The organism is Bartonella sp. W8151 (assembly GCF_016100385.1).
Lineage (GTDB): Bacteria > Pseudomonadota > Alphaproteobacteria > Rhizobiales > Rhizobiaceae > Bartonella > Bartonella apis.
Genome location: NZ_JACFSO010000004.1, coordinates 91,372 through 112,967, shown reverse-complemented (window position 1 = coordinate 112,967; position 21,596 = coordinate 91,372). Strand labels below are relative to the sequence as shown.

Sequence of the window (21,596 nt, the reverse complement as noted above, 5' to 3'; positions counted from 1 at the left end):
TTACTCCGCCGTCTCTTTTGTTAACGTTTTTGGATGACGATTACGCGGAACAATTTGTCTCGCGCGTTTGCCGCGAAAATACGATTGAACCCATGGATCGTCAAACTTCAACATCTCCTCGATCGTTCCCTCTACCATAACTTTCTTATGCCCGAGGACTGCTATTCTATCACAAACTGCATAAAGACTATCAAGGTCGTGTGTCACCATATATACGGTTAAACCCATTGTGTCGCGTAAATCTTCAATCAAAAGATCAAAATCGGCTGCACCAATCGGATCAAGACCGGACGTCGGTTCATCAAGAAAGACAATATGCGGGTCAAGAGCCAATGCGCGTGCAAGAGCAGCGCGTTTAATCATGCCACCCGAAAGTTCCGATGGGTATTTTTCTGCGGTATCGGCTTCAAGACCGACCAACGAGATTTTTAACCGTGCCAGTTCGTCCATCAGTTTTGGCGACAAATCAAGATATTCACGCATTGGAACCTGAATATTTTCCAATACATTTAATGCAGAAAACAACGCACCGTGCTGGAACAGCACTCCCATGCGCATGTCAATTTCGACCTTTTCCTGATCAGATATTTCATCAATATCCTGCCCCAGAATTTTTATATGGCCGGAAACTTTTTTATTGAGTCCCAATATCGTGCGCATCAAAACCGATTTGCCTGCACCTGACGGCCCGATGAAACCCAAAATTTCACCACGGTGGATATCAAGATTTAGTCCATCGAGAACTTTTTTGCTGCCAAACTGCACGGTAACATCCCGAACCGAGATGATTTCGTTGGTTGTAAGGTCCAGTGTCGAGTGGTTTTGTTTGGCTCTTCTCACCTTGAAAACCTCTTAAAAATTGATTGAAGCATAAAAGATGGCGAAAAAGCCATCAATAACAATGACAACGAAAATCGATTTCACCACGGAACTCGTCACACGCTGTCCCAACGACTCGGCACTTCCACCAACTTTCATACCTTCAACCGATGCAATAATGCCGATGATCAATGCCATGAACGGAGCTTTGATAAGGCCCGCAAAATAAGTGGTTGTATAAACCGCGTCGTTCAAGCGTGTTATAAAAGCTTCATAAGAAATATTGGAATAAAGATTGGCAACAACTCCCGCTCCCACCAATGCAGCAAGATCGGAAATCACTGTCAACAATGGCAAAATAATTGCCAAAGCAACAAGACGCGGGAAAATTAGAACACCTATCGGGTTTAGGCCCATAACTTTCAATGCATCGGTTTCTTCACGCATTTTCATGGAACCGATTTCGGCCGTTATGGCACTTCCCGAGCGACCCGCGATCATAATTGCGGTTAAAAGCACACCAAGTTCACGAAAAACCAGAATACCGACCAGATCAACAACAAAGATTTCTGCTCCGAAAAGCCGCAACTGGAATGCCCCTTGTTGGGCAATAATGGCACCGACAATGAAAGACATTAAAACGATGATCGGAACCGCACCAACGCCCATCCTGTCAATCTGCGTCACAACTGCCGGTAAACTTACACCGGAACCCCGCCCCTTTTTCATCTGTGAGCCACGAATCGTTGCACCCAGAATATCCATCGCAAGCAAAAAATCGTGGTAACTATTGATTACCCGTTCACCCAAGGTAGAAAAAAAGCGGATATATGCAGGAAGCTTCGGTTCGTTAATTGTATCATCTTTGTTAGAAAAACTTTTTCCAACGGTGATCAGAAGTGAATGCCAGGATTCTTTTGTGCCTGTCAGTTCAACGTCAATGTTGCGCTCTTTCAATTTGACATAAAGTCGTTCCAAAACCCAAGCGCCAGCAGTATCAAGAGAATCAAGGCTGGAAGCGTCGAGAACTGCCTTGCTACATTGGACACTTTCGAGCTCACGTAAATCATCGTCGATTAAATAGACGGTATGAGTGTTCCACACGCCGCCACACAGAACCGACAAAATGCCATCGTGAATATCGTGTTTCACAATGGCCGGTTTTTTCTGTGCTTTTTCCTTCGACTTTATGCGATCACTCATCCAACCCGTCCGTCACCCGTTGAAACGTCGATTCATTTCATTACAATCATAAATATCATTCAGAAAGATTAATGTGTCATTAACCATAAAATATTTGCCTATAACACATTCGTGTAAGATGCATCTTCCTGTGAATCATGACACAAGCATTTCGTTGGATTATAGTCGAAATATGACGAAAGAAAACGTGGGCATTTAAAGCAAGAAACGAAACAAATATAAAAATTTGTTTTTTCCGTTTTAATTTGACCGTTTTAATTTGTATGAAAGTTTAACATGGATCTCGGACTTAACAAACGTAAAGCAATAATATGTGCTTCCAGCAAAGGTCTTGGAAAAGCTTGCGCAATAGCTCTGGCCCGCGAGGGATGTGATGTCGTCATTAATGGTCGACACGCTGATGAACTTCATAAAACAGCATTGGAAATTGAAAAACTTACAAGTGCAAAAGTAGTTGAAGTTACCGGTGATATTTCAACGCCGGATGGACAGCAACGAATCCTCGATAAATGCCCTGATCCGGATATCCTCGTTACCAATAATCACGGGCCACAATTTCGCGATTTTCGCGAGCTTGATCGCAAAGCAATTATCGACGCTGTTACGCAGAATATGGTAACGCCGATTGAACTGATAAAGGCTGTAATCGACAAGATGGTTGATAAAAAATTCGGACGTATTGTCAATATCACGTCGACGTCTGTCTATGTTCCCATTGCAGGCCTTGATCTTTCGTCCGGAGCACGTGCCGGTTTAACATCATTTCTTGCCGGAATTGCGCGAACAGTTGTTGCTGACAATGTCACAATTAACAATCTGCTGCCCGGACCGTTTTTAACCGACCGGCTGAAACAAAGTTTTGAAGCTGCTTCAAAACATAATGGTGCTTCAATAGACGATATTATGAAAGAAAGACAAAATCGGAATCCGGCAAAACGATTTGGCAATCCCGATGAATTCGGGCAGGCTTGTGCTTTTTTATGCTCTGAAAAATCCGGCTTTATTACCGGACAAAATTTGATCATTGATGGCGGTGCTTATTTAAGCGCTTTTTAAAATTTGGGTTAGCAAAATGGTAAAGAAAATTAAATCTCCCCGTCAGGAAGAACTCGAAGAAGCTGCACTCTTTTATCACCGTTATCCAAGCCCAGGAAAACTGGAGATACACCCCACAACCCCGCTTGGAAACCAGCGTGATCTCGCACTTGCCTATTCTCCGGGGGTGGCGGCTCCATGCGAAGCAATCCATGATGATCAAAAAACTGCGGCCGAATACACTGCGCGTTCCAATCTTGTTGCCGTAGTCTCGAACGGTACGGCGGTTCTGGGGCTCGGCAATATCGGGCCACTTGCTGCAAAACCCGTCATGGAAGGAAAAGCCGTTCTATTCAAAAAATTCGCAAATATTGATGTTTTCGATATCGAGATCAAAGCGAACGACATCCCCCATATCGTCAACACAGTGGCCGCTTTGGAGCCGACATTCGGCGGAATCAATCTGGAAGATATAAAAGCGCCTGAATGCTTCGAGGTTGAAGAACAACTCAGAGCAAAAATGAATATTCCTGTATTCCACGATGATCAGCATGGCACCGCCATTATCGTGGGAGCTGCTGTTATCAACGGCCTTGAACTTGCACATAAAAAAATTGAAGACGTAAAAATCGTTGCTTCCGGTGCAGGAGCCGCTGCCCTTGCCTGTCTTAATCTGCTTGTCCGCCTTGGAGCAAAAAAAGAAAATATCTGGGTAAGCGATCTCGAAGGAGTGGTTTATGAAGGGCGTGAAGCCTTAATGGATCGCTGGAAAAGCGTCTACGCGCAAAAAACCGATGCCCGCAAGCTTGACGACATCATTGGCGGCGCGAACATATTTCTGGGTGTATCTGCAGGTAATGTTCTAAAGCCAGAAATGGTAGCAAAAATGGCTAAAACGCCACTCATCCTTGCTCTTGCCAATCCAACGCCGGAAATTATGCCTGAAGACGCCCGAAAAGCGCGGCCTGATGCGATGATCTGCACGGGTCGTTCGGACTATCCTAATCAGGTCAATAATGTGTTGTGCTTTCCCTATATTTTTCGCGGAGCACTTGATGTTGGTGCCACAGCTATCAATGAAGAGATGAAGGCAGCGGCTGTTTATGCGATTGCTGCTTTGGCAAAAGAAGAACCTTCCGATGTCGCTGCCCGCGCCTATTCCGGCGAGGCTTTAAGCTTTGGCCCGAATTATCTTATCCCCTCTCCTTTTGATCCGCGTCTCATCCTACGCATTGCGCCGGCGGTTGCAAAAGCGGCGATGAAATCGGGTGTCGCGACACGGCCAATCACCGATATGAATGCTTATCTTGATAAGTTGAACCGTTTCGTTTTCCGCTCCGGACTTATTATGAAGCCGGTTTTCGCCGCTGCAAAATCTGCCGAGCATAAACGCGTTATCTATGCAGATGGTGAAGACGAGCGCGTACTTCGTGCTGCACAAATTGTTCTTGAAGACCAAACCGCAACGCCAATTCTGATTGGCCGACCTGATGTTGTCGAGGCGAGATTGAAACGTTTCGGTTTGCGTATCAGACCGAATGTCGATTTCGAACTTATCAATCCGCAAGATGACCCCCGTTATCGTGATTATGTGGATCTATTTCTTCACTATACCGGCCGACGTGGTGTTACTCCGGAAGCGGCCAAAACAATTGTTCGCACCTCCACGACAGCAATTGCAGCCCTTGCCGTGATGCGCGACGAGGCAGACGCAATGATATGCGGGCTTGGCGGCAGATTCGGAAGGAACCTCCAACTTGTACAACAGGTTATCGGGCTTGAAAAAAATATTGGCCAATTTTCTGCTTTGAGCCTGTTGATCTCGCAGCGTGGAACACTGTTCCTGACTGATACTTATGTTAACACCGACCCCACCGCCGAACAGATCGTAGAAATGGCAGCTCTCGCAGCCGAAGAGGTTCGTGGATTCGGGATTGAACCGAAAGTTGCTCTTCTCTCGCATTCCAATTTTGGCTCGAAAGACACAGAGTCGGCGAAGAAAATGCGCCGAGCTTCCGAACTTCTTGCCGAACGTTATCCCGATCTTGAATCGGATGGAGAAATGCACGGTGACGCAGCCCTTTCGCAAATTTTGCGCGACCGTGTTTTCCCGGGCTCCCGCTTGAAGGGCGAAGCAAATCTTCTCGTATTCCCGAATCTTGACGCAGCCAACATCACACTCAATGTCGTAAAAAACCTGACTGATGCTCTTCACGTCGGTCCGATATTGTTAGGTCCGGCGAAACCGGCACATATCCTGACCACATCGGTTACGTCTCGTGGTGTGGTCAATATGACAGCATTGGCGGTTCTTGAAGCGAATACAAAAAAGAATCAGAAACGCATTAAAAAAGGATGAACCGGAAAACAGCGGTAAACCGGTCGATTTTTAACCGATTTATCTGTTTTTGTTGTTATTTTGCCTCTTTTTCCAAAAACAAGCCAAAATAGAACCGGCTTAGCAGTGGAAGAGACGGAATATTGTTTCCGGGAAGCATTAAGAAATGCTAATTCTGCTTTAAGTCTTTTTTTTAACCAAGAAAGACGCTAGATAGATTCGCTGAAGGCCGCTTGATGGCCGTAACTAGTAAAAGGAATTGCACATTGTCCTCTACGTTTGACAAAGTTGCCGACATCATCGCTGAAACAAGCGAGATTGATCGCAATACAATTACGCCGGAAAGCCACACCATCGACGATCTGGGTATTGATAGTCTGGACTTTCTGGATATTGTTTTTGCTATAGATAAAGCTTTCGGTATAAAAATACCGCTAGAGCAATGGACACAGGAAGTTAACGAAGGCAAAGTCGAGACAGATGAATATTTTGTCCTTAAAAATCTTTGTGCCAAAATTGACGAACTTGTTGCCGCCAAAAATAACGCCGGATAATCCTGTATAATGCAAAAAAACCATTCTGTCGTCATCACCGGTATAGGTCTCATAAGTTCTCTGGGTGAAGGTGTTGAAAAGCATTGGGAGCTATTAAATACATCTCCTCTTGCCCCGCATATTGATGCAGAGAACTTTGCCCCTTACACTGTTCATGCTCTGGGGGAAGTTGACTGGAGTCAGCAAATCCCGAAGCGGAGCGATCAGCGACAGATGGAAACCTGGCAAAGGTTAGGAACTTATGCTGCCGGTCTTGCTCTTGAAGATGCGGGAGTCAAAGGTGATCTGGATGTAACCTCGACCATGGATATGATCGTTGGTGCAGGCGGCGGTGAGCGTGATATCAATGTTGATGTCGAAATACTCAACAAAGGTCGCACAACAAAAGATCGTGGCGTCATGCTGAATGAAACTCTATCAACTGAGTTGCGTCCGACACTTTTTCTTGCTCAATTATCCAATCTTTTGGCCGGAAATATTTCGATTGTCCACAAAGTCATCGGTTCTTCCCGCAGTTTCATGGGGGAAGAAGGAAGCGGCCTTGCTGCTTTAATGGTGGCAATTGCAAGGATTCGGTCTGGTCAAAGCACACATGCTCTTGTCGGCGGTTCTTACAATGCCCAGCATTATGATATGCTTTTGGGACAAGGATTAGGGCAACTTTTGAAGCAGGACGGCTGGTCGCCTGTCTGGCAGCGTGAGAACTGTGAGGGTGGTGGTCTTATAACCGGCTCAGGTGGCGTTTTCCTGGTGCTCGAGAGTTTGGAATATGCCAAAAAACGCGGTGCAAAAATCTACGCTATTATTTCGGATTTTGTGGCAGACCAGACGAACCGTAAAAAGATAGCTCTCGAAAAGACATTGGAAACAATGTTGGAACATGTCAATGGAACAACCGGCGAAACAGCCAATTCAGAAAGAAACAACTTGGTTGTATCGGGTGCTTCTGGCGTAAAAGGCATAACCGGAACGGAAAAAGCCTTTTGGGATAAAAGCAAGCTTGCCTATCGTGGTGTATCAACTTTGTTTGGCCATTGGCGTGAAGCGCAATTTCCGCTCGCGTTAGCATTGGGTGCAATGGCAGTAAAGAAAAGACAAGCTTTCAAAGCATTGAGCGATGATGAGAAACCGGTCAACGATATTGATAGCGTTATCGTTTCAACTGTCGGTGCGACAAGAGCCGAAGGCATGGCAAGACTTATAGCTGGCTAAAGGATTTGTAATGGACAAATATACCGATCATCTGGGGCGGCCACTTGTCGCAATTACAGGAGCTGGTGTCATCAGCTCTCTCGGTCAGGGAAAGAAAGAAAACTGGGAAAAACTTGTTAATGGTGTGAGCGGTATTCATCGCATCACACGCTTTCCGGTTGAAGGTTTGACAACGCAAATTGCCGGTACAGTAGATTTTCTTGAAGAAAGTCACATTGGTGCTTCGGCATTATCGGAGAAACTCGCGACCATTGCTGCAAATGAAGCAATCAGCGAAGCAGGACTTGATGAAACTGCCTTTAATGGGCCATTGTTTCTGGCAGCACCGCCCGTTGAACTTGACTGGAAATCGCGTTTTGCGCTTGATGACGAAGTTGATCGCCAAAAAAGTCCGTCTTATCAAGCATTTCTGGAAGTCTGTGCAAAAAATCTTCATCAACGTTTTTTTGAAACAACACAATTCGGATATATTGCGGAACGCTTGAAAGACCGGTTCGGAACCGTTGGCCTTCCGGTTACCTTGTCAACAGCTTGTGCCTCAGGTGCAACGGCGATACAACTCGGCGTCGAAGCAATAAGACGTGGTGAAACCGATCGTGCACTGACAATCGGTACAGATGGTTCGGTTTCGGCTGAAGCACTGATACGGTTTTCGTTGTTGTCTGCCCTGTCTACTCAAAACCAGATTCCGGAAAAAGCGTCAAAACCGTTTAGCAAAGGCCGTGACGGTTTTGTCATGGCAGAAGGTTCGGGAGCACTCGTTCTTGAATCGCTTGAAAGTGCATTGAAACGCGGAGCGAAGGTTTTGGGATTTCTTGCTGGATGTGGTGAAACTGCTGACGACTTTCACCGTACACGTTCAAAACCTGATGCGTCTCCTGCTACTGCATCTATGCGCAAAGCATTGGAAGATGCGGGCATCGGTATTGATGACGTTGATTATATCAACGCTCATGGAACCTCGACGCCAGAAAATGAAAAGATGGAATATCTGGCCTTATCAAATGTGTTTGGCGACCATATTGAAAAAGTTCCTGTTTCATCAAACAAGTCGATGATCGGTCATACCTTGACCGCCGCCGGAGCAATCGAAGCTGTGTTTTCACTCCTGACTATCAGAACAGGGATCATGCCTCCGACAATCAATTATGACGAACCGGATCCGGCAATTCCACTTGATGTGGTGCCGAACAAATGCCGAAAAGCGAAGGTAACGTCCGTGCTTTCGAACTCATTCGGATTTGGTGGACAGAACGAAAGTCTTGTTGTCAGAGCGTATAACGGATAACTCGCAGTTTAGCAGTATTTTCCGGCAAATTTTTTTTAAGAAGGAATAGTCATGCGCGCATTGCAATTGCTTGACGACAAACGTCTTGAATTAACCGAAATAGCTCCGCCGCCGGCTCCCGGAAACGGTGAAGTTACGGTTCAGATAAAGGCTGTGGCCCTCAATCACATCGATGTTTGGGGTTGGCGGGGCATGGCTTTTGCAAAACGCAAATTACCGCTTACAATTGGTGCAGAAGCATCCGGCATTGTGCAATCAATCGGTCCCGGCGTCGGCAATCTTCAAGTGGGACAGCTTGTATCTATATATGGAGCGAAAACCTGTGGACTGTGCAAAAACTGTCGGGAAGGACGGGACAATCTTTGCACGCATGTCAGTGGCGTTCACGGCTTTCATATTGACGGTTTTGCCTGTGAAGCTGTGAATTTACCGGCCCGATTGTTGGTACCGGCACCGCTTGATTGTGATGAGATTGACGCCGCAGTTGCTCCGATTACTTTCGGTACTGTCGAGCATATGCTTTTTGATAATGCAAAACTTCAGCCCGGTGAAACAATTCTCGTCCATGCTGGCGGATCCGGCATCGGCTCGGCTGCTATACAACTGGCAAAGCGTATGGGCTGTACAGTTTTTACAACAGTCGGCTCTGATGGAAAAATCGATAAAGCAAAAGCTCTCGGCGCAGATGTTGTTATCAACTATCGCGACGATCGCTTTGAACATGTCGTACGTAAACTGACCAAGAAAAAGGGCGTCGACGTCGTTTTTGAACACGTCGGTGCTGACACTTGGGCCGGTTCTATGCTGTGTTTGAAACGCGGCGGTCGGCTTGTTACATGTGGTTCAACATCGGGTGTGTCAACCTCGATGAATTTGATGCAACTCTTCCAGCAGCAATTAAAAATTTTCGGTTCTTTCGGCTGTCGAATGGAAAATATGGCGAATGCCATGCAAAAAATGGCGCAAGGCATCGTTCATCCAGTTGTTGACACCATTGTCGATTTTGGAGACATTGAAAAAGCATTGAAACGGATGGAAAGTCGCGACGTGTTCGGTAAAATCATCCTGAAAATCAGTTGATGCAGAAATTGCGTGTAAAGCTTATTCTTTTTCGTGTCCGGACAAAATTGAAAGACTGGTGGGACTGGTCGTGGGCGCATTTTGTTGCCGGATTGATGTCGCTTATTCGCTATCTTCCTGCCAAAGCCGGCATTGGCTTTTTTGCATGGTTTGCCCGTACTGTCGGGCCTCTGCTCCCACGTCATCAAATAGCACTGGATAATTTGCGAAAAGCCTATCCGGAAAAAGATCCCGAGTGGATCCGTAAAACTGCTCTTGAAATGTGGGAAAACATGGGGCGGCTGTTTGCCGAATATGTGTTTCTTGACAAAATTTTCGACTTTGACCCGAATGCGAAGAAGACCGGACTGGTTGAAGTCGATGGAATAGATATTTTTGTCAGATTAAGGGACGAAAAAAAACCGCACATATTTTTTACAGCTCATACCGGTAATTTTGAACTGTTGCCTATTTGTGCCGCGACATTCGATCTTAACGTAACGGCACTTTTCCGTCCTCCCAATAACCCTTATATAGCGAAGCGTGTTTTGAAAGCACGGCGTACTGCTATGGGGCACCTCGTCCCGTCGAAAGCCGGTGCGGCATGGGCACTTGCAGGAAAGCTTGCCGAAGGTGAAGACGTCGGTATGTTGGTCGACCAGAAATTCCGCCGCGGCATAAAGGGAACTTTTTTTGGCAGACCTGTGAGAACCAATCCCTTATTGATCAAACTGGCCCGCCAATATGATTGTGATGTCTACCCTGCCCGCTCTATCCGCTTGCCTGGTGGGCGTTACCGTCTTGAACTTTACGAACGCATGGATTTGCCAAAAGATAAAGACGGTAATATTGATGAGGTCAAAGCAGCACAAAAGCTGAATGATACGGTTGAAGCATGGGTGCGTGAATATCCCGGACAATGGATGTGGTTTCATAAACGTTGGGACGATTGATTATTCCCGCTACTCACAAGTAAAAATTGTGACAACCTTCCACCTTGTAGAAATTGCGGTTAATCAGCCGACAGCAATCACAATTTATCCGCCCCTTAAATTGTTATGGTTTTGTGGGCGTTGAAAGGCAATGAAACGCCTGGTCAATGTGTCTATCTTCTGTTCTTTTCTTATTATTTTGCCATTAATAGCTATTCCCCGAATAGCTATCGTCCGATGGACTTTCTATTGACTGGTATAGTCTGTTTTGGTCCGAGAATAAATTTTTCAAGACAGCTTTGAAAGGAATTTACTGACGTGAACGACTTTTAGATTGTCGGAGTCACCGTTAAACGGGGTGGTGTCACTAGGCCTACGGCGGCGTGAACTAACTATAATAGAGCAGATCAAAAAAATGTTTTAACGGACAGAGGATGAAATAAAATTCCGATCGCCTAGCTTAATCTTACAATCGGCAGCATCCTGCCAAATGATTAGCCGCATAAAAAAAGCGTAATAGCGTTGAATTTCCGCCTCTGTTCCTCTCGGTTAACAGCTCATCGAACTGCATTTTGTGTAAACCCCAATTGACCAGCAATTACGAACAAACATATGAGTTATTGCTGTAATAACCAAATGACGTTTTTACTCTACAAATTTTAAACGACACTCGATCACGTTAGAATTATCACGAAATCAAGAAGATTCCTGAGAAGATGCTAGCGCGATCAGCATGGACGAATAGTTATTTTGGTCAGCAAGTCTAGTCGGCAACAGCGACCATGACGTCGGAAGATTTAATAACGGCTGCTGCTTGTTCGCCCACTTCTAACTTGAGATCATCAACGGCTTCATTCGTGATGGAGGCTGATACCACTGCACCACCAATATCGATCTGGACATGGGCTGTTGTCGCACCTTTTTTAATAGCGACAATTTTACCTTTTAAAATATTGCGCGCACTGATTTTCATCATATGTTTCCTTTTCATCTATGGATTATTTATAACCATTTGGGTTCTTGACCTGAAAATTCCACATATCGGCGCACATTTTTTCCAAATCTTTTTCCGCCCGCCAATGAAGTTTTTCAAATGCCGTTGAAGGGTTGGCAAAAAATTCACCAATATCACCGGGACGCCTCGGCCCGACTTCATATTTGATTTTTTTGTTTGATATGTGTTCGAACGCCTTGATGACATCCATAACACTATAGCCGCGTCCACGCCCAAGATTGATGACGTCACAACCGGGGTGATCCAGTGTTTTCAATGCTCGCAAATGCCCCTCTGCCAAATCGCTTACATGAATATAATCACGCACCCCCGTCCCGTCTTCAGTGTCATAATCGTTCCCCCAGATCATGACTTTATCGCGTCGTCCTGATGCAACCTGTGCAATAATCGGCATAAGATTATTCGGTATGCCTTTCGGGTCTTCGCCGATCAATCCGCTTTCGTCAGCACCTACCGGATTGAAATAACGCAGAATCGAAAAAGCCCAGGTCGGATCGCTCGCGTAAAAATCACGCAACATATTTTCGACCGTCAATTTTGTTCGCCCATAGACGCTTACGGGATTAAGCGGATGCCTTTCATCATATGGAAGATATTTCGGTACACCATAAACAGTCGCAGTTGAGGAAAAAACCATTTTCTTGACGCCGGTCGATTTCATGGCCTGCAATAGTCTTAAACTACCTACAACGTTGCAATCATAGTATAGATCAGGCTGCTTTTCCGATTCGGCTACCGATTTCAGCCCGGCAAAATGGATGACAGCCTCACATTTATGATGGTCAAGGACATATTCGACAAAACTTCTGTCCCTCACATCGCCCGATTCGTTAATCGGTGCTCGTCCGGTAATCTTTTCAATCCTGCGTAATACTTCCGGATGACTATTTCCGAAATTATCAAGAATAATGACACGATAACCCGCTTTTATAAGTGCGACGCAACAATGCGATCCAATGTAACCTGCACCACCCGTTACCAAAATATTCATAATAAAACCTATAAAACGCAAGATGTGGAACTTTTATGAAAGAATTCTTTATCACTGACAAGACATGATTAATAATATTTTATAATGCTTTTTACTGCCTGAAAGATTTATAAAAATGGAACCATCCAAAAATATCACCCGACTAATCGAAATCATGAAAGCTCTGCGCGATCCTGAATCTGGTTGTGCTTGGGATAAAGAACAGACGTTCAAAACCATTATCCCCTACACGATTGAAGAGGTTTACGAAGTCGTCGATGCAATTGACCGCAACGATAAATTTGACCTCTGTGAAGAGTTGGGAGACTTGCTTTTGCAAGTTGTTTATTATGCCCGGATGGCCGAAGAAGAAGGAAGCTTCGATTTTGGTGATGTTGTCTATGCAATAACGAAAAAAATGATCCGCCGCCATCCACACGTCTTCGGTTCGGAAAAGCAGAGGGCAATGGGACTTATCAAAGGCGATTGGGATCGAATCAAAAAAGAAGAAAAAGCCGAACGGCTTAAAAAGCGCAAAGCAGCAAACCTCCCGGATGATACACCAACCGGCTTTCTCGCCGGGGTTAAAACTGCCCAGCCTGTGGAAAAAGAAGCTGTCGCGTTACAAAAAAGAGCGGCGGAAGTCGGCTTTGACTGGACAGAGCCGAAACCTATCTTTCACAAGATTGATGAGGAACTGTTGGAACTAAAAGAAGCACTGGAAACAAGTAACAAAGAAAATATACGCGATGAATTTGGCGACGTGTATTTTACCGTGCTCAATCTCGCAAGAAGACTTGGAATTACGCCAGAGCAAGCATTAAAACAAGCCAATAACAAGTTCCGCTATCGATTTAAATTTATTGAAGAGGCTTTGGCAAAACACAACAAAAAGTTGGAAGATGCAAACCTTGACGAGATGGAAGATCTCTGGAACGAAGCCAAGCTGGAACAATATTTAAAGCAAGACAAGCGAGGCGAAACGTAAATTCTAGAAAGCAGACCACAGTAAAAGTAATAAACTGCCTTGCTGCCAAAGGCACAAAACATTTATCGACAGTGCAACGAACACACGTAATGCGAGACCGGAAGCAAACACATGCCATTCCGATGCCCTTGGTCTCGCTTATTTTTGAGCCATCTCCAGTTTGGCTTGAGCGACGGGCCGAATTTCCACTGACAGACCGCACCCGCATGCAGATGTCTGATTGGGGTTATTGAAAACAAAACCGGTATGCAATGTCGTTTCCTCGAAATCAATCTGTGTTCCCAAAAGAAACAGAGTTGCTTCACGAGACACATAGACGCGAGCACCCCCATCTTCAGCGATATCGGCATTTTCAATTGCAGATTTGGCAAGATCGACAGTATACTCCATCCCAGCGCAACCGCCTTTTTTCACGCCTACGATGATTCCAGAAGCATCATTATCTTGCATGATGTCGAGGATACGCTTTTTGGCAGCGTCGGTCATTGTAATTACTGAAAATCCGGCCATGGAATAGATAATCCTTCAAACTCTTTCGGCTAATTTGGTATTTTGAACGTTTGTCGTCAAGAGTTAGCCTCCTATATCGGAGGCGAATTGAATTCAGCCTTTGAATACCAAAACACCGAATTTGGTGCTAATAATTATTACGTATAAATTGTTTAAAGTAGAATCTGAAAAATCCAAATGCGCCAATTCAATATTTTTAGTTTCACAATTTATGTTCTTTTTTCCCTCATGTCTGCAACACATGCTGCTGACATAGAAAATGGAAAAATCGTCTTCAAACGTTGTGCAGCCTGCCATAATGCAGACAAACCCGATAATCGTATCGGTCCGACACTTCAAGGTATCATTGGCCGCAAAGCAGGGTCACTTGAGGGCTATCGCTATTCGCCTGCAATGGTAAATGCCGGAAAAGATGGTCTCATCTGGACGAGAGAAACACTTATGACCTACCTTCATAATCCCCAAGGATTGGTCAAAGGAACGCGCATGGCATCAATCAGATTGAACAATGATTCGGATATTGACGACCTCATTGAATATTTAAAATCCGTGTTACCTCAGTCGGATAAAAAATAAGGAATGTGCGAGTTCATTGATGATTAAAAAAGATACAGGGCATTTTATTTTTCCTGATTTTTTTAAAGAATAGGCATTGTGGTCACACACAAGGGCGTATGGGGTATTGATAAATGAATATCGCAATCTGCTGAATGTAACGACTTAAAAATCATCTTTCAAAAAAAATCTAAAATCACTTATCGCCCTCCGTTTCATAAGATCGTGGCGTGTCATAATGCCAATGCGGTTCAGTCCAACACATTGATATTCAAAGATTTTTTATATCGAATTCTATGTTGGACAGACTCGAGCGAAAAAAACAAATAAAAATCGCAAATTATGGTGCATAGAACGACTCTTCAACACGTCGTAGCAGATAAAAACCTTTCGAATTTTCGCTGTTTTGTCCTTTTTTAAAAATTTTTCACTTGCCTTTATATCGTTAGTATTTTAGGCCTTCTTCACGGTTCGGAGCGTAGCGCAGTCCGGTAGCGCACTTGACTGGGGGTCAAGGGGTCGTGGGTTCGAATCCCGCCGCTCCGACCATTTTTCTTCTCCTGAATCTTTGGTCTAACTTGCATGAAATCTTGAACCTTCGCGTGAAGTTGCGTTCATCGATTGTCAGATCAGGAAATGTCATCTGCCGACCTGCAATTTTGAGATTTAAAAAACCTTGTAACTTTTCAGAATATTTTGAACGCATCCAGCGTTAAACCAAGCCAAGGTAAACAAAAAAAGCTCCGGAATATCCGAAGCTTTAAAACGCAGAATTTGGCAGTTACCGGTTTTGGTAATGCAATTTAACGGGGGAGCAATGTCTCACCCATCAAAAATTCGTCGATAGAGCGGGCAGCCTGGCGCCCTTCCCTGATTGCCCATACGACGAGTGATTGACCGCGTCTGACGTCACCGGCAGCAAATAGCTTATCCACACTGGTTTTATAGTTGTTGGTATCAGCCTGGACAGAGCGAGCTCCACGACGGTCGATTTGCAACTTCAGCCGATCGCCCAATTCGCTGCAAACGCCGGTCTCGAAGGGCCCTGCAAAACCGATCGCGATGAAAGCAAGATCAGCACGGATAAAAAATTCGGTTCCGGCTATCGGTTTGCGTTGTTCGTCAACATGGCAGCATTTAACATGCGTCAGCTCACCGTTTTCAGCTATGAATTCAAGGGTCGCAACCTGGAATTCCCGTTCAGCCCCCTCGGCCTGACTTGTTGAAGTACGCATTTTGGTTGCCCAATAAGGCCAAACGCTAAGTTTGTCTTCTTTTGCCGGCGGCTGGGGGCGAATATCAAGCTGCGTGACTTTTACAGCACCTTGACGGAAAGCCGTGCCAATGCAGTCCGAAGCAGTATCACCGCCGCCCACGACTACAACGTGCTTTCCATCGGCTGTGATAGATGGTGAAGGCCAACCAACCGACTCGATATTTTCACGACCAACGCGTTTATTCTGTTGCACAAGATAACACATAGCATCGTGTACACCATGGAAATGAACACCCGGTATATCGATTTTGCGCGGAGTTTCCGAACCACCACAATAGAGAACAGCATCATATTCGGCTAATAGGTCATCGACAGCTTTATCGACACCGATATTGACGCCGCAATAAAACGTTACCCCCTCGCCTTCCAATTGTTCGACACGGCGATCAATATGATGTTTTTCCATTTTAAAGTCGGGGATGCCGTAACGCAGAAGACCACCGGGGCGATTTTCCCGTTCATAAACATCAACCATATGGCCGGCACGTGCCAATTGCTGGGCAGCAGCCAGTCCCGAAGGTCCCGAACCGATAACCGCAACTCTCTTTCCTGTCTTTGCCTCATTTGGCTGAGGAGCAAAAAAGCCGAGCGCAAATGCCTTGTCGGCGAGCGTTTGTTCAATCGTCTTGATGGTTACCGGCACGTCTTCAAGGTTCAGTGTGCAAGCTTCTTCACAAGGTGATGGACAAACCCTTCCCGTAAACTCGGGGAAATTGTTGGTGGATAAAAGATTGCTTATAGCTTCTTTCCAATTGCCCTTATAAACAAGGTCATTCCAATCGGGTATCTGGTTATTGACAGGACATCCTGTCGAACCATGACAGTAAGGAATGCCACAATCCATACACCGTGCAGCCTGTTTTTGAACTTCTGCTTCGGACATCGGGATTGTAAATTCCCGAAAATGGCGGACGCGATCAGAGGCTGGCTGATACTTCTGAGATTGGCGATCTATTTCAAGAAAACCGGTTACTTTACCCATTTGTTATTTCCGTATCTGACTTTTGCATTTGAGATTGGGACTGCCGATTTTATTCGGCAGCCGTTTCCATGCGCATCTGTTCCATTTCTTCCAAAGCACGGCGATATTCGACCGGCATGATTTTCACGAATTTCGGACGGTATTGATCCCAATTATCAAGGATTTCTTTAGCCCGTTCAGATCCCGTATAGTGTAGATGATTTGCAATCATCTGTGCCAGACGCTCTTCATCATGATGGGTCATATTGGCCGATACATCGACACGTCCCTTATGCATAAGGTCGCCACCATGATGATGAAGCTTCTCAAGCATATCATCTTCTTCCGGAACCGGTTCAAGCTCGACCATTGCCATATTACATCTCTGGGCAAAATCTCCTGCCTCATCCAGCACATAGGCGACGCCTCCGGACATACCGGCAGCAAAATTGCGGCCAGTCTTGCCGATGACCACGACAACCCCGCCGGTCATGTATTCGCAACCATGATCGCCGACACCCTCAACGACAGCAGCAACGCCGGAATTGCGGACTGCAAAACGTTCACCCGCAACACCACGGAAATAACATTCTCCTTCGATGCCGCCATAGAGAACAGTGTTACCCACAATAATCGAGTCTTCGGCTACGACATTACTGTCTTCCGGTGGCCGAACAATGATTCTTCCTCCCGAAAGACCCTTGCCGACATAGTCATTACCGTCGCCGATAAGATCAAAAGTAACACCTCTGGCAAGAAAAGCACCAAACGACTGGCCTGCGGTACCTTTGAAGTGAATATTGATGGTGTTATCCGGCAGTCCCTTCTGACGATAACGCCTTGCAACTTCACCGGAAAGCATTGCGCCGACCGATCTGTCAACGTTACGTATAAGCGTTTCAAACTCTACCGACTTTTTGTTTTCCAGCGCCGGTGCAGCCTTTTCGATCAGTTTGCGGTCAAGAACATCGTCAATCGGATGATGCTGGCGTTCAGTATGCCTTGTCTGTTTCTTTTCCGCATCCGGTTTATAAAATATCCGGCTGAAATCGAGACCTTTGGCTTTCCAGTGGTCGATTGCGGGTTGCTTATCCAACAAATCGGACTGGCCGATAATGTCATCAAGCTTTTTGAACCCCATATGTGCCAGTATCGCGCGTACTTCTTCGGCTAGATAAAAGAAGAAATTGATGACATGTTCCGGCGTTCCTTTAAAGCGCTTGCGCAATACAGGATCCTGCGTGGCAACGCCCGTCGGACATGTGTTTAAGTGACACTTGCGCATCATTACACAGCCGGCAGCAATAAGTGGTGCCGTTGCAAAACCGAATTCGTCGGCTCCGAGTAGCGCGCCAATGATAACATCGCGCCCTGTACGTAAACCGCCATCTACCTGCAATGCAACGCGAGAACGCAAGCCGTTGAGGACTAGAGTTTGCTGGGTTTCAGCAAGCCCCATTTCCCATGATGATCCAGCATTTCTGACCGAAGTCAGAGGCGAAGCGCCTGTGCCTCCATCATAACCGGAAATGGTAATATGGTCGGCACGTGCTTTGGCAACACCGGCTGCTACCGTTCCGACCCCTACTTCAGACACAAGTTTCACCGAAATATCTGCAAACTCGTTGACATTTTTCAAATCGAAGATGAGCTGAGCCAAATCTTCAATTGAATAAATATCATGGTGCGGAGGCGGCGAAATCAAGCCGACGCCTTGTGTCGAGTGACGTGTCTTCGCAATGATTGCATCGACTTTGTGTCCCGGTAATTGTCCACCTTCACCAGGCTTGGCACCTTGAGCCACTTTAATCTGGATGACATCGGCATTAACGAGATATTCGGCTGTAACGCCGAAGCGTCCGGAAGCGACTTGCTTGATGGCCGAACGTTCCGGATTTTTAGAACCATCCGGCAATGGATAGAGCCGATCGGGTTCCTCGCCACCTTCACCTGTGTTGGATTTACCACCGATCTTATTCATGGCGCGAGCCAATGTTGTGTGCGCCTCGCGAGAGATCGAGCCAAACGACATCGCACCTGTCGAGAACCTCTTTACAATTTCGGCTGCCGGTTCGACATCCTCTATTGCGACTGGTTTTGCCCCGCGTTCTTCCGCACTCTTGATCTTGAAAAGACCACGAATAGTTTTGGCTCGCGCAGTTTCTCCGTTGATACGCTGTGAATAAGCGGTGAAAAGAGCTGGATTGGACGTGCGCACCGAATGCTGCAAACTTGCAACTGCGTCGGGTGTCCAGATGTGGGCTTCACCACGCACACGATAGGCATATTCACCACCGACATCTAGCGAATGAAGAAGGACAGGATCATTACTGAATGCTGCCGTATGGCGTTTTACAGTTTCTGTCGCAATCTGGTCGAGATCGACACCTTCTATGGTAGTGGCTGTACCCGTGAAGAACCGGTCGACAAACGACTGTTTCAGGCCCACAGCATCAAAAATCTGGGCACCACAATAGGATTGGTAAGTCGATATCCCCATTTTGGACATGACCTTCAACATGCCTTTACCAATCGACTTGATATAGCGGTAGATGACCTCGTGCTCTTCGACTTCCTTTGGAAATTCACCCCGTTCGAACATATCGTTCAAAGTGTCGAATGCGAGATATGGATTGATGGCTTCGGCGCCATAACCTGCAAGGCAGCAGAAATGGTGGATTTCTCGCGGTTCACCCGTTTCGACAACCAAACCGACAGACGTGCGCAAACCTTTTCTTATCAAGTGATGATGAACTGCGGCTGTCGCAAGCAACGCGGGAATCGGTATACGATCCGGCCCTATCTGCCGATCGGACAGAATGATAATGTTATAACCACCGTGGACTGCGGCTTCAGCACGTTCACAAAGGCGTTCCAATGCACCTTCAAGCCCTTCTGCCCCTTCCTGAACAGAATAGGTGATATCAATTGTCTTTGTATCGAAATGATCTTCTGTCTGGCCGATTGCCCTGATTTTTTCGAGATCACCGTTGGTCAGGATTGGCTGACGCACTTCCAACCGCTTGCGACGGGAGGTTCCGACCAAATCGAATATATTCGGACGTGGGCCGATGAAAGAAACCAGACTCATCACCAATTCTTCACGAATAGGATCGATCGGGGGATTGGTAACTTGCGCAAAATTCTGCTTGAAATAGGTATAAAGCAGTTTCGATTTGTCGGACATTGCAGAAATCGGCGTATCGACGCCCATTGAACCGATAGGTTCCTGCCCTGTCGTTGCCATTGGCGAAAGCAGAAATTTTTTATCTTCCTGAGTGTAGCCAAAAGCCTGTTGCCTGTCGAGAAGCGAGACATCTTTACGAAGCGACCTTGGTTCAACCGGGGCAAGATCTTCCAGTATAAGCTGGGTATTATCAAGCCATTTCCGGTAAGGGTGCTTCGACGCAATTTCCGACTTGATTTCTTCATCCGAAACGATGCGCCCCTCTTCCAGATTGATGAGCAACATCTTTCCCGGTTGCAGGCGCCATTTACGAATAATATGTTTTTCTTCAACAGGAATGACACCGGCTTCCGAAGCCATAATGACATAATCATTATCTGTTACAATATACCGCGCCGGACGAAGGCCATTACGATCAAGCGTCGCTCCAATCTGGCGACCGTCGGTGAAAGCAATTGCCGCGGGTCCGTCCCATGGTTCCATTAGTGCTGCGTGATATTCATAGAATGAACGCCTTTCGACGTTCATCAGACTATTTCCTGCCCAAGCTTCCGGAATGAGCATCATCATTGCATGAGGAAGCGAATACCCTCCCTGACACAGAAATTCCAAAGCATTATCGAAACACGCAGTATCCGACTGGCCTTCGTAAGAAATAGGCCAAAGCTTGGAAATATCGTTACCGAAAAGTTCCGAGTCTACTGAAGCCTGACGAGCAGCCATCCAGTTAACGTTTCCCCTCAACGTATTGATTTCGCCATTATGAGCGATCATTCGATATGGATGGGCAAGTTTCCAAGAAGGAAAAGTGTTTGTCGAAAAACGCTGGTGAACAAGAGCTAATGCACTTTCGAACCGTTCATCCTGCAAATCCTTATAATAAGCACCCACCTGAAAGGCCAGAAACATACCTTTATAAATGACCGTGCGTGAAGACAGACACACAACATAAAAGCCGTTATCACGACCGCCAGTTTCATGAAAAATTCTGTTTGAAATGACTTTTCTAAGCACAAAAAGACGGCGTTCAAAATCATCATCCGACTTTATCGACGGATCACGCCCGATGAACACCTGTCGATGAACCGGCTCTGTTGCAACAATTGCAGGAGCTTTCGATAGTGAGGAATTATCAACCGGCACATCACGAAAAGCGATAAAATGCTGCCCTTCAGATGCAATAACTTCCTTGACAATCTGCTCGATATGAGCCCGCATTGCCTCGTCGCGCGGCATAAATATATGACCGACAGCATACTGTCCGGCCTTTGGCAATTCGACCCCCTGTTCAGCCATCACTTCGCGAAAAAAGCGATCGGGTATCTGCACCAGTATGCCTGCACCGTCTCCCACCAGAGGATCCGCTCCGACCGCACCTCTATGGGTGAGGTTTTCAAGCATAAATAGCCCGTCTTGAATAATTTTATGGGATTTCACATTTTTTAATTGGGCGATGAAGCCGACGCCGCAAGCGTCATGTTCATTACGCGGACTATAAAGTCCCCGAGCAGAAGGAAGTCCATATGATGAAGCAACACCTTCATTTGTCGATGATGACGCTATCGAACCGTTTTGAGTAATTTTATTACCTGAAATTACGCTATCCGACATTTAGAAAGCCCTTTTTCCAAAACCCAAACCCGAAATTTCGACAGAAAACGACAACATCTAGTCTTTCGGTCGCAAAAGAAACA

The 21,596-nt window shown here is 46.0% G+C and carries 16 protein-coding genes and 1 tRNA gene; 10 read left to right on the top strand and 7 right to left on the bottom strand.

Annotated features, from left to right (window positions below; genetic code table 11):
• Complete coding sequence (locus tag H3V14_RS08465; RefSeq protein ID WP_075870769.1) at nucleotides 1-840, bottom strand: ABC transporter ATP-binding protein; 840 nt, start codon at nucleotides 838-840, stop codon at nucleotides 1-3.
• Nucleotides 841-852: 12 nt separating this feature from the next.
• On the bottom strand, nucleotides 853-2,022 hold the full coding sequence (locus tag H3V14_RS08460) for an ABC transporter permease (RefSeq protein ID WP_075870770.1): 1,170 nt from the start codon (nucleotides 2,020-2,022) through the stop codon (nucleotides 853-855).
• Between the two features lie 276 nt (nucleotides 2,023-2,298).
• Here H3V14_RS08460 and H3V14_RS08455 point away from each other — a divergent pair, with 276 nt between their 5' ends.
• The 7 genes from H3V14_RS08455 (at nucleotide 2,299) to H3V14_RS08425 (ending at nucleotide 10,461) form a co-directional block, all read left to right on the top strand.
• Nucleotides 2,299-3,078 carry an SDR family oxidoreductase gene (locus H3V14_RS08455; protein WP_198227980.1) on the top strand — a complete coding sequence of 260 codons (780 nt, stop codon included), beginning with the start codon at nucleotides 2,299-2,301 and terminating at the stop codon, nucleotides 3,076-3,078.
• Nucleotides 3,079-3,094: 16 nt separating this feature from the next.
• Nucleotides 3,095-5,416, top strand: coding sequence for an NADP-dependent malic enzyme (locus H3V14_RS08450; protein WP_198227978.1), 2,322 nt, complete (start codon nucleotides 3,095-3,097; stop codon nucleotides 5,414-5,416).
• Between the two features lie 245 nt (nucleotides 5,417-5,661).
• The gene (locus H3V14_RS08445) at nucleotides 5,662-5,949 is read left to right on the top strand and encodes an acyl carrier protein (RefSeq protein WP_075870773.1); all 288 of its coding nucleotides are present in this window, start codon (nucleotides 5,662-5,664) and stop codon (nucleotides 5,947-5,949) included.
• Nucleotides 5,950-5,958: 9 nt separating this feature from the next.
• Nucleotides 5,959-7,161: a beta-ketoacyl-ACP synthase gene (locus tag H3V14_RS08440; RefSeq protein ID WP_198227977.1), complete on the top strand. Its 1,203-nt coding sequence runs from the start codon at nucleotides 5,959-5,961 to the stop codon at nucleotides 7,159-7,161.
• A gap of 10 nt (nucleotides 7,162-7,171) precedes the next feature.
• A complete protein-coding gene (locus H3V14_RS08435; RefSeq protein ID WP_198227975.1) occupies nucleotides 7,172-8,449 on the top strand; it encodes a beta-ketoacyl-ACP synthase in 1,278 nt (425 codons plus the stop codon).
• A 51-nt stretch (nucleotides 8,450-8,500) separates the two neighbouring features.
• Nucleotides 8,501-9,529 (top strand): zinc-binding dehydrogenase, encoded by a 1,029-nt coding sequence (locus H3V14_RS08430; RefSeq protein ID WP_198227973.1) that lies wholly within the window; start codon nucleotides 8,501-8,503, stop codon nucleotides 9,527-9,529.
• Nucleotides 9,529-10,461, top strand: coding sequence for a lipid A biosynthesis lauroyl acyltransferase (locus H3V14_RS08425; RefSeq protein ID WP_198227971.1), 933 nt, complete (start codon nucleotides 9,529-9,531; stop codon nucleotides 10,459-10,461). Before H3V14_RS08430 ends, H3V14_RS08425 begins: the two co-directional genes overlap by 1 nt.
• A gap of 742 nt (nucleotides 10,462-11,203) precedes the next feature.
• Here the strand turns inward: H3V14_RS08425 and H3V14_RS08420 are convergent.
• Both H3V14_RS08420 and galE read right to left on the bottom strand, forming a co-directional pair.
• Nucleotides 11,204-11,413 (bottom strand): molybdopterin-binding protein, encoded by a 210-nt coding sequence (locus H3V14_RS08420; protein ID WP_198228357.1) that lies wholly within the window; start codon nucleotides 11,411-11,413, stop codon nucleotides 11,204-11,206.
• A gap of 25 nt (nucleotides 11,414-11,438) precedes the next feature.
• Nucleotides 11,439-12,446 carry a UDP-glucose 4-epimerase GalE gene (galE, locus tag H3V14_RS08415; protein WP_075914375.1) on the bottom strand — a complete coding sequence of 336 codons (1,008 nt, stop codon included), beginning with the start codon at nucleotides 12,444-12,446 and terminating at the stop codon, nucleotides 11,439-11,441.
• A 115-nt stretch (nucleotides 12,447-12,561) separates the two neighbouring features.
• Between galE and mazG the strand changes: the two genes are divergently transcribed.
• Nucleotides 12,562-13,413: a nucleoside triphosphate pyrophosphohydrolase gene (gene mazG, locus H3V14_RS08410; RefSeq protein WP_198227969.1), complete on the top strand. Its 852-nt coding sequence runs from the start codon at nucleotides 12,562-12,564 to the stop codon at nucleotides 13,411-13,413.
• Nucleotides 13,414-13,551: 138 nt separating this feature from the next.
• Here the strand turns inward: mazG and H3V14_RS08405 are convergent, their stop codons facing one another.
• Nucleotides 13,552-13,923, bottom strand: coding sequence for an iron-sulfur cluster assembly accessory protein (locus H3V14_RS08405; RefSeq protein ID WP_198227967.1), 372 nt, complete (start codon nucleotides 13,921-13,923; stop codon nucleotides 13,552-13,554).
• 228 nt (nucleotides 13,924-14,151) lie between these two features.
• On the opposite strand from H3V14_RS08405, the gene H3V14_RS08400 reads away from it, so the two are divergent.
• Entirely contained in the window at nucleotides 14,152-14,499 is a 348-nt protein-coding gene (locus H3V14_RS08400) for a cytochrome c family protein (RefSeq protein ID WP_143238542.1), read from the top strand.
• Nucleotides 14,500-14,950: 451 nt separating this feature from the next.
• A tRNA-Pro gene (locus H3V14_RS08395) sits at nucleotides 14,951-15,027 on the top strand.
• Nucleotides 15,028-15,281: 254 nt separating this feature from the next.
• On the opposite strand, the gene H3V14_RS08390 is transcribed toward H3V14_RS08395, so the two are convergent.
• Nucleotides 15,282-16,736: a glutamate synthase subunit beta gene (locus H3V14_RS08390; RefSeq protein WP_198227965.1), complete on the bottom strand. Its 1,455-nt coding sequence runs from the start codon at nucleotides 16,734-16,736 to the stop codon at nucleotides 15,282-15,284.
• A 49-nt stretch (nucleotides 16,737-16,785) separates the two neighbouring features.
• Nucleotides 16,786-21,513, bottom strand: a complete 4,728-nt coding sequence (gene gltB, locus H3V14_RS08385) for a glutamate synthase large subunit (RefSeq protein WP_198227963.1) — start codon at nucleotides 21,511-21,513, stop codon at nucleotides 16,786-16,788.
• Nucleotides 21,514-21,596 lie beyond the last annotated feature (83 nt).

Excerpts from the sequence above, each read along its gene's own strand:
- H3V14_RS08450 (WP_198227978.1), top strand. The coding sequence starts at position 3,095 with ATGGTAAAGAAAATTAAATCTCCCCGTCAGGAAGAACTCGAAGAAGCT.
- H3V14_RS08400 (WP_143238542.1), top strand. The coding sequence starts at position 14,152 with ATGTCTGCAACACATGCTGCTGACATAGAAAATGGAAAAATCGTCTTC.
- H3V14_RS08425 (WP_198227971.1), top strand. The coding sequence starts at position 9,529 with ATGCAGAAATTGCGTGTAAAGCTTATTCTTTTTCGTGTCCGGACAAAA.
- H3V14_RS08430 (WP_198227973.1), top strand. The coding sequence starts at position 8,501 with ATGCGCGCATTGCAATTGCTTGACGACAAACGTCTTGAATTAACCGAA.
- H3V14_RS08405 (WP_198227967.1), bottom strand. The coding sequence starts at position 13,923 with ATGGCCGGATTTTCAGTAATTACAATGACCGACGCTGCCAAAAAGCGT.
- H3V14_RS08435 (WP_198227975.1), top strand. The coding sequence starts at position 7,172 with ATGGACAAATATACCGATCATCTGGGGCGGCCACTTGTCGCAATTACA.
- mazG (WP_198227969.1), top strand. The coding sequence starts at position 12,562 with ATGGAACCATCCAAAAATATCACCCGACTAATCGAAATCATGAAAGCT.
- H3V14_RS08420 (WP_198228357.1), bottom strand. The coding sequence starts at position 11,413 with ATGAAAATCAGTGCGCGCAATATTTTAAAAGGTAAAATTGTCGCTATT.
- H3V14_RS08460 (WP_075870770.1), bottom strand. The coding sequence starts at position 2,022 with ATGAGTGATCGCATAAAGTCGAAGGAAAAAGCACAGAAAAAACCGGCC.
- H3V14_RS08440 (WP_198227977.1), top strand. The coding sequence starts at position 5,959 with ATGCAAAAAAACCATTCTGTCGTCATCACCGGTATAGGTCTCATAAGT.
- H3V14_RS08390 (WP_198227965.1), bottom strand. The coding sequence starts at position 16,736 with ATGGGTAAAGTAACCGGTTTTCTTGAAATAGATCGCCAATCTCAGAAG.
- gltB (WP_198227963.1), bottom strand. The coding sequence starts at position 21,513 with ATGTCGGATAGCGTAATTTCAGGTAATAAAATTACTCAAAACGGTTCG.
- galE (WP_075914375.1), bottom strand. The coding sequence starts at position 12,446 with ATGAATATTTTGGTAACGGGTGGTGCAGGTTACATTGGATCGCATTGT.
- H3V14_RS08455 (WP_198227980.1), top strand. The coding sequence starts at position 2,299 with ATGGATCTCGGACTTAACAAACGTAAAGCAATAATATGTGCTTCCAGC.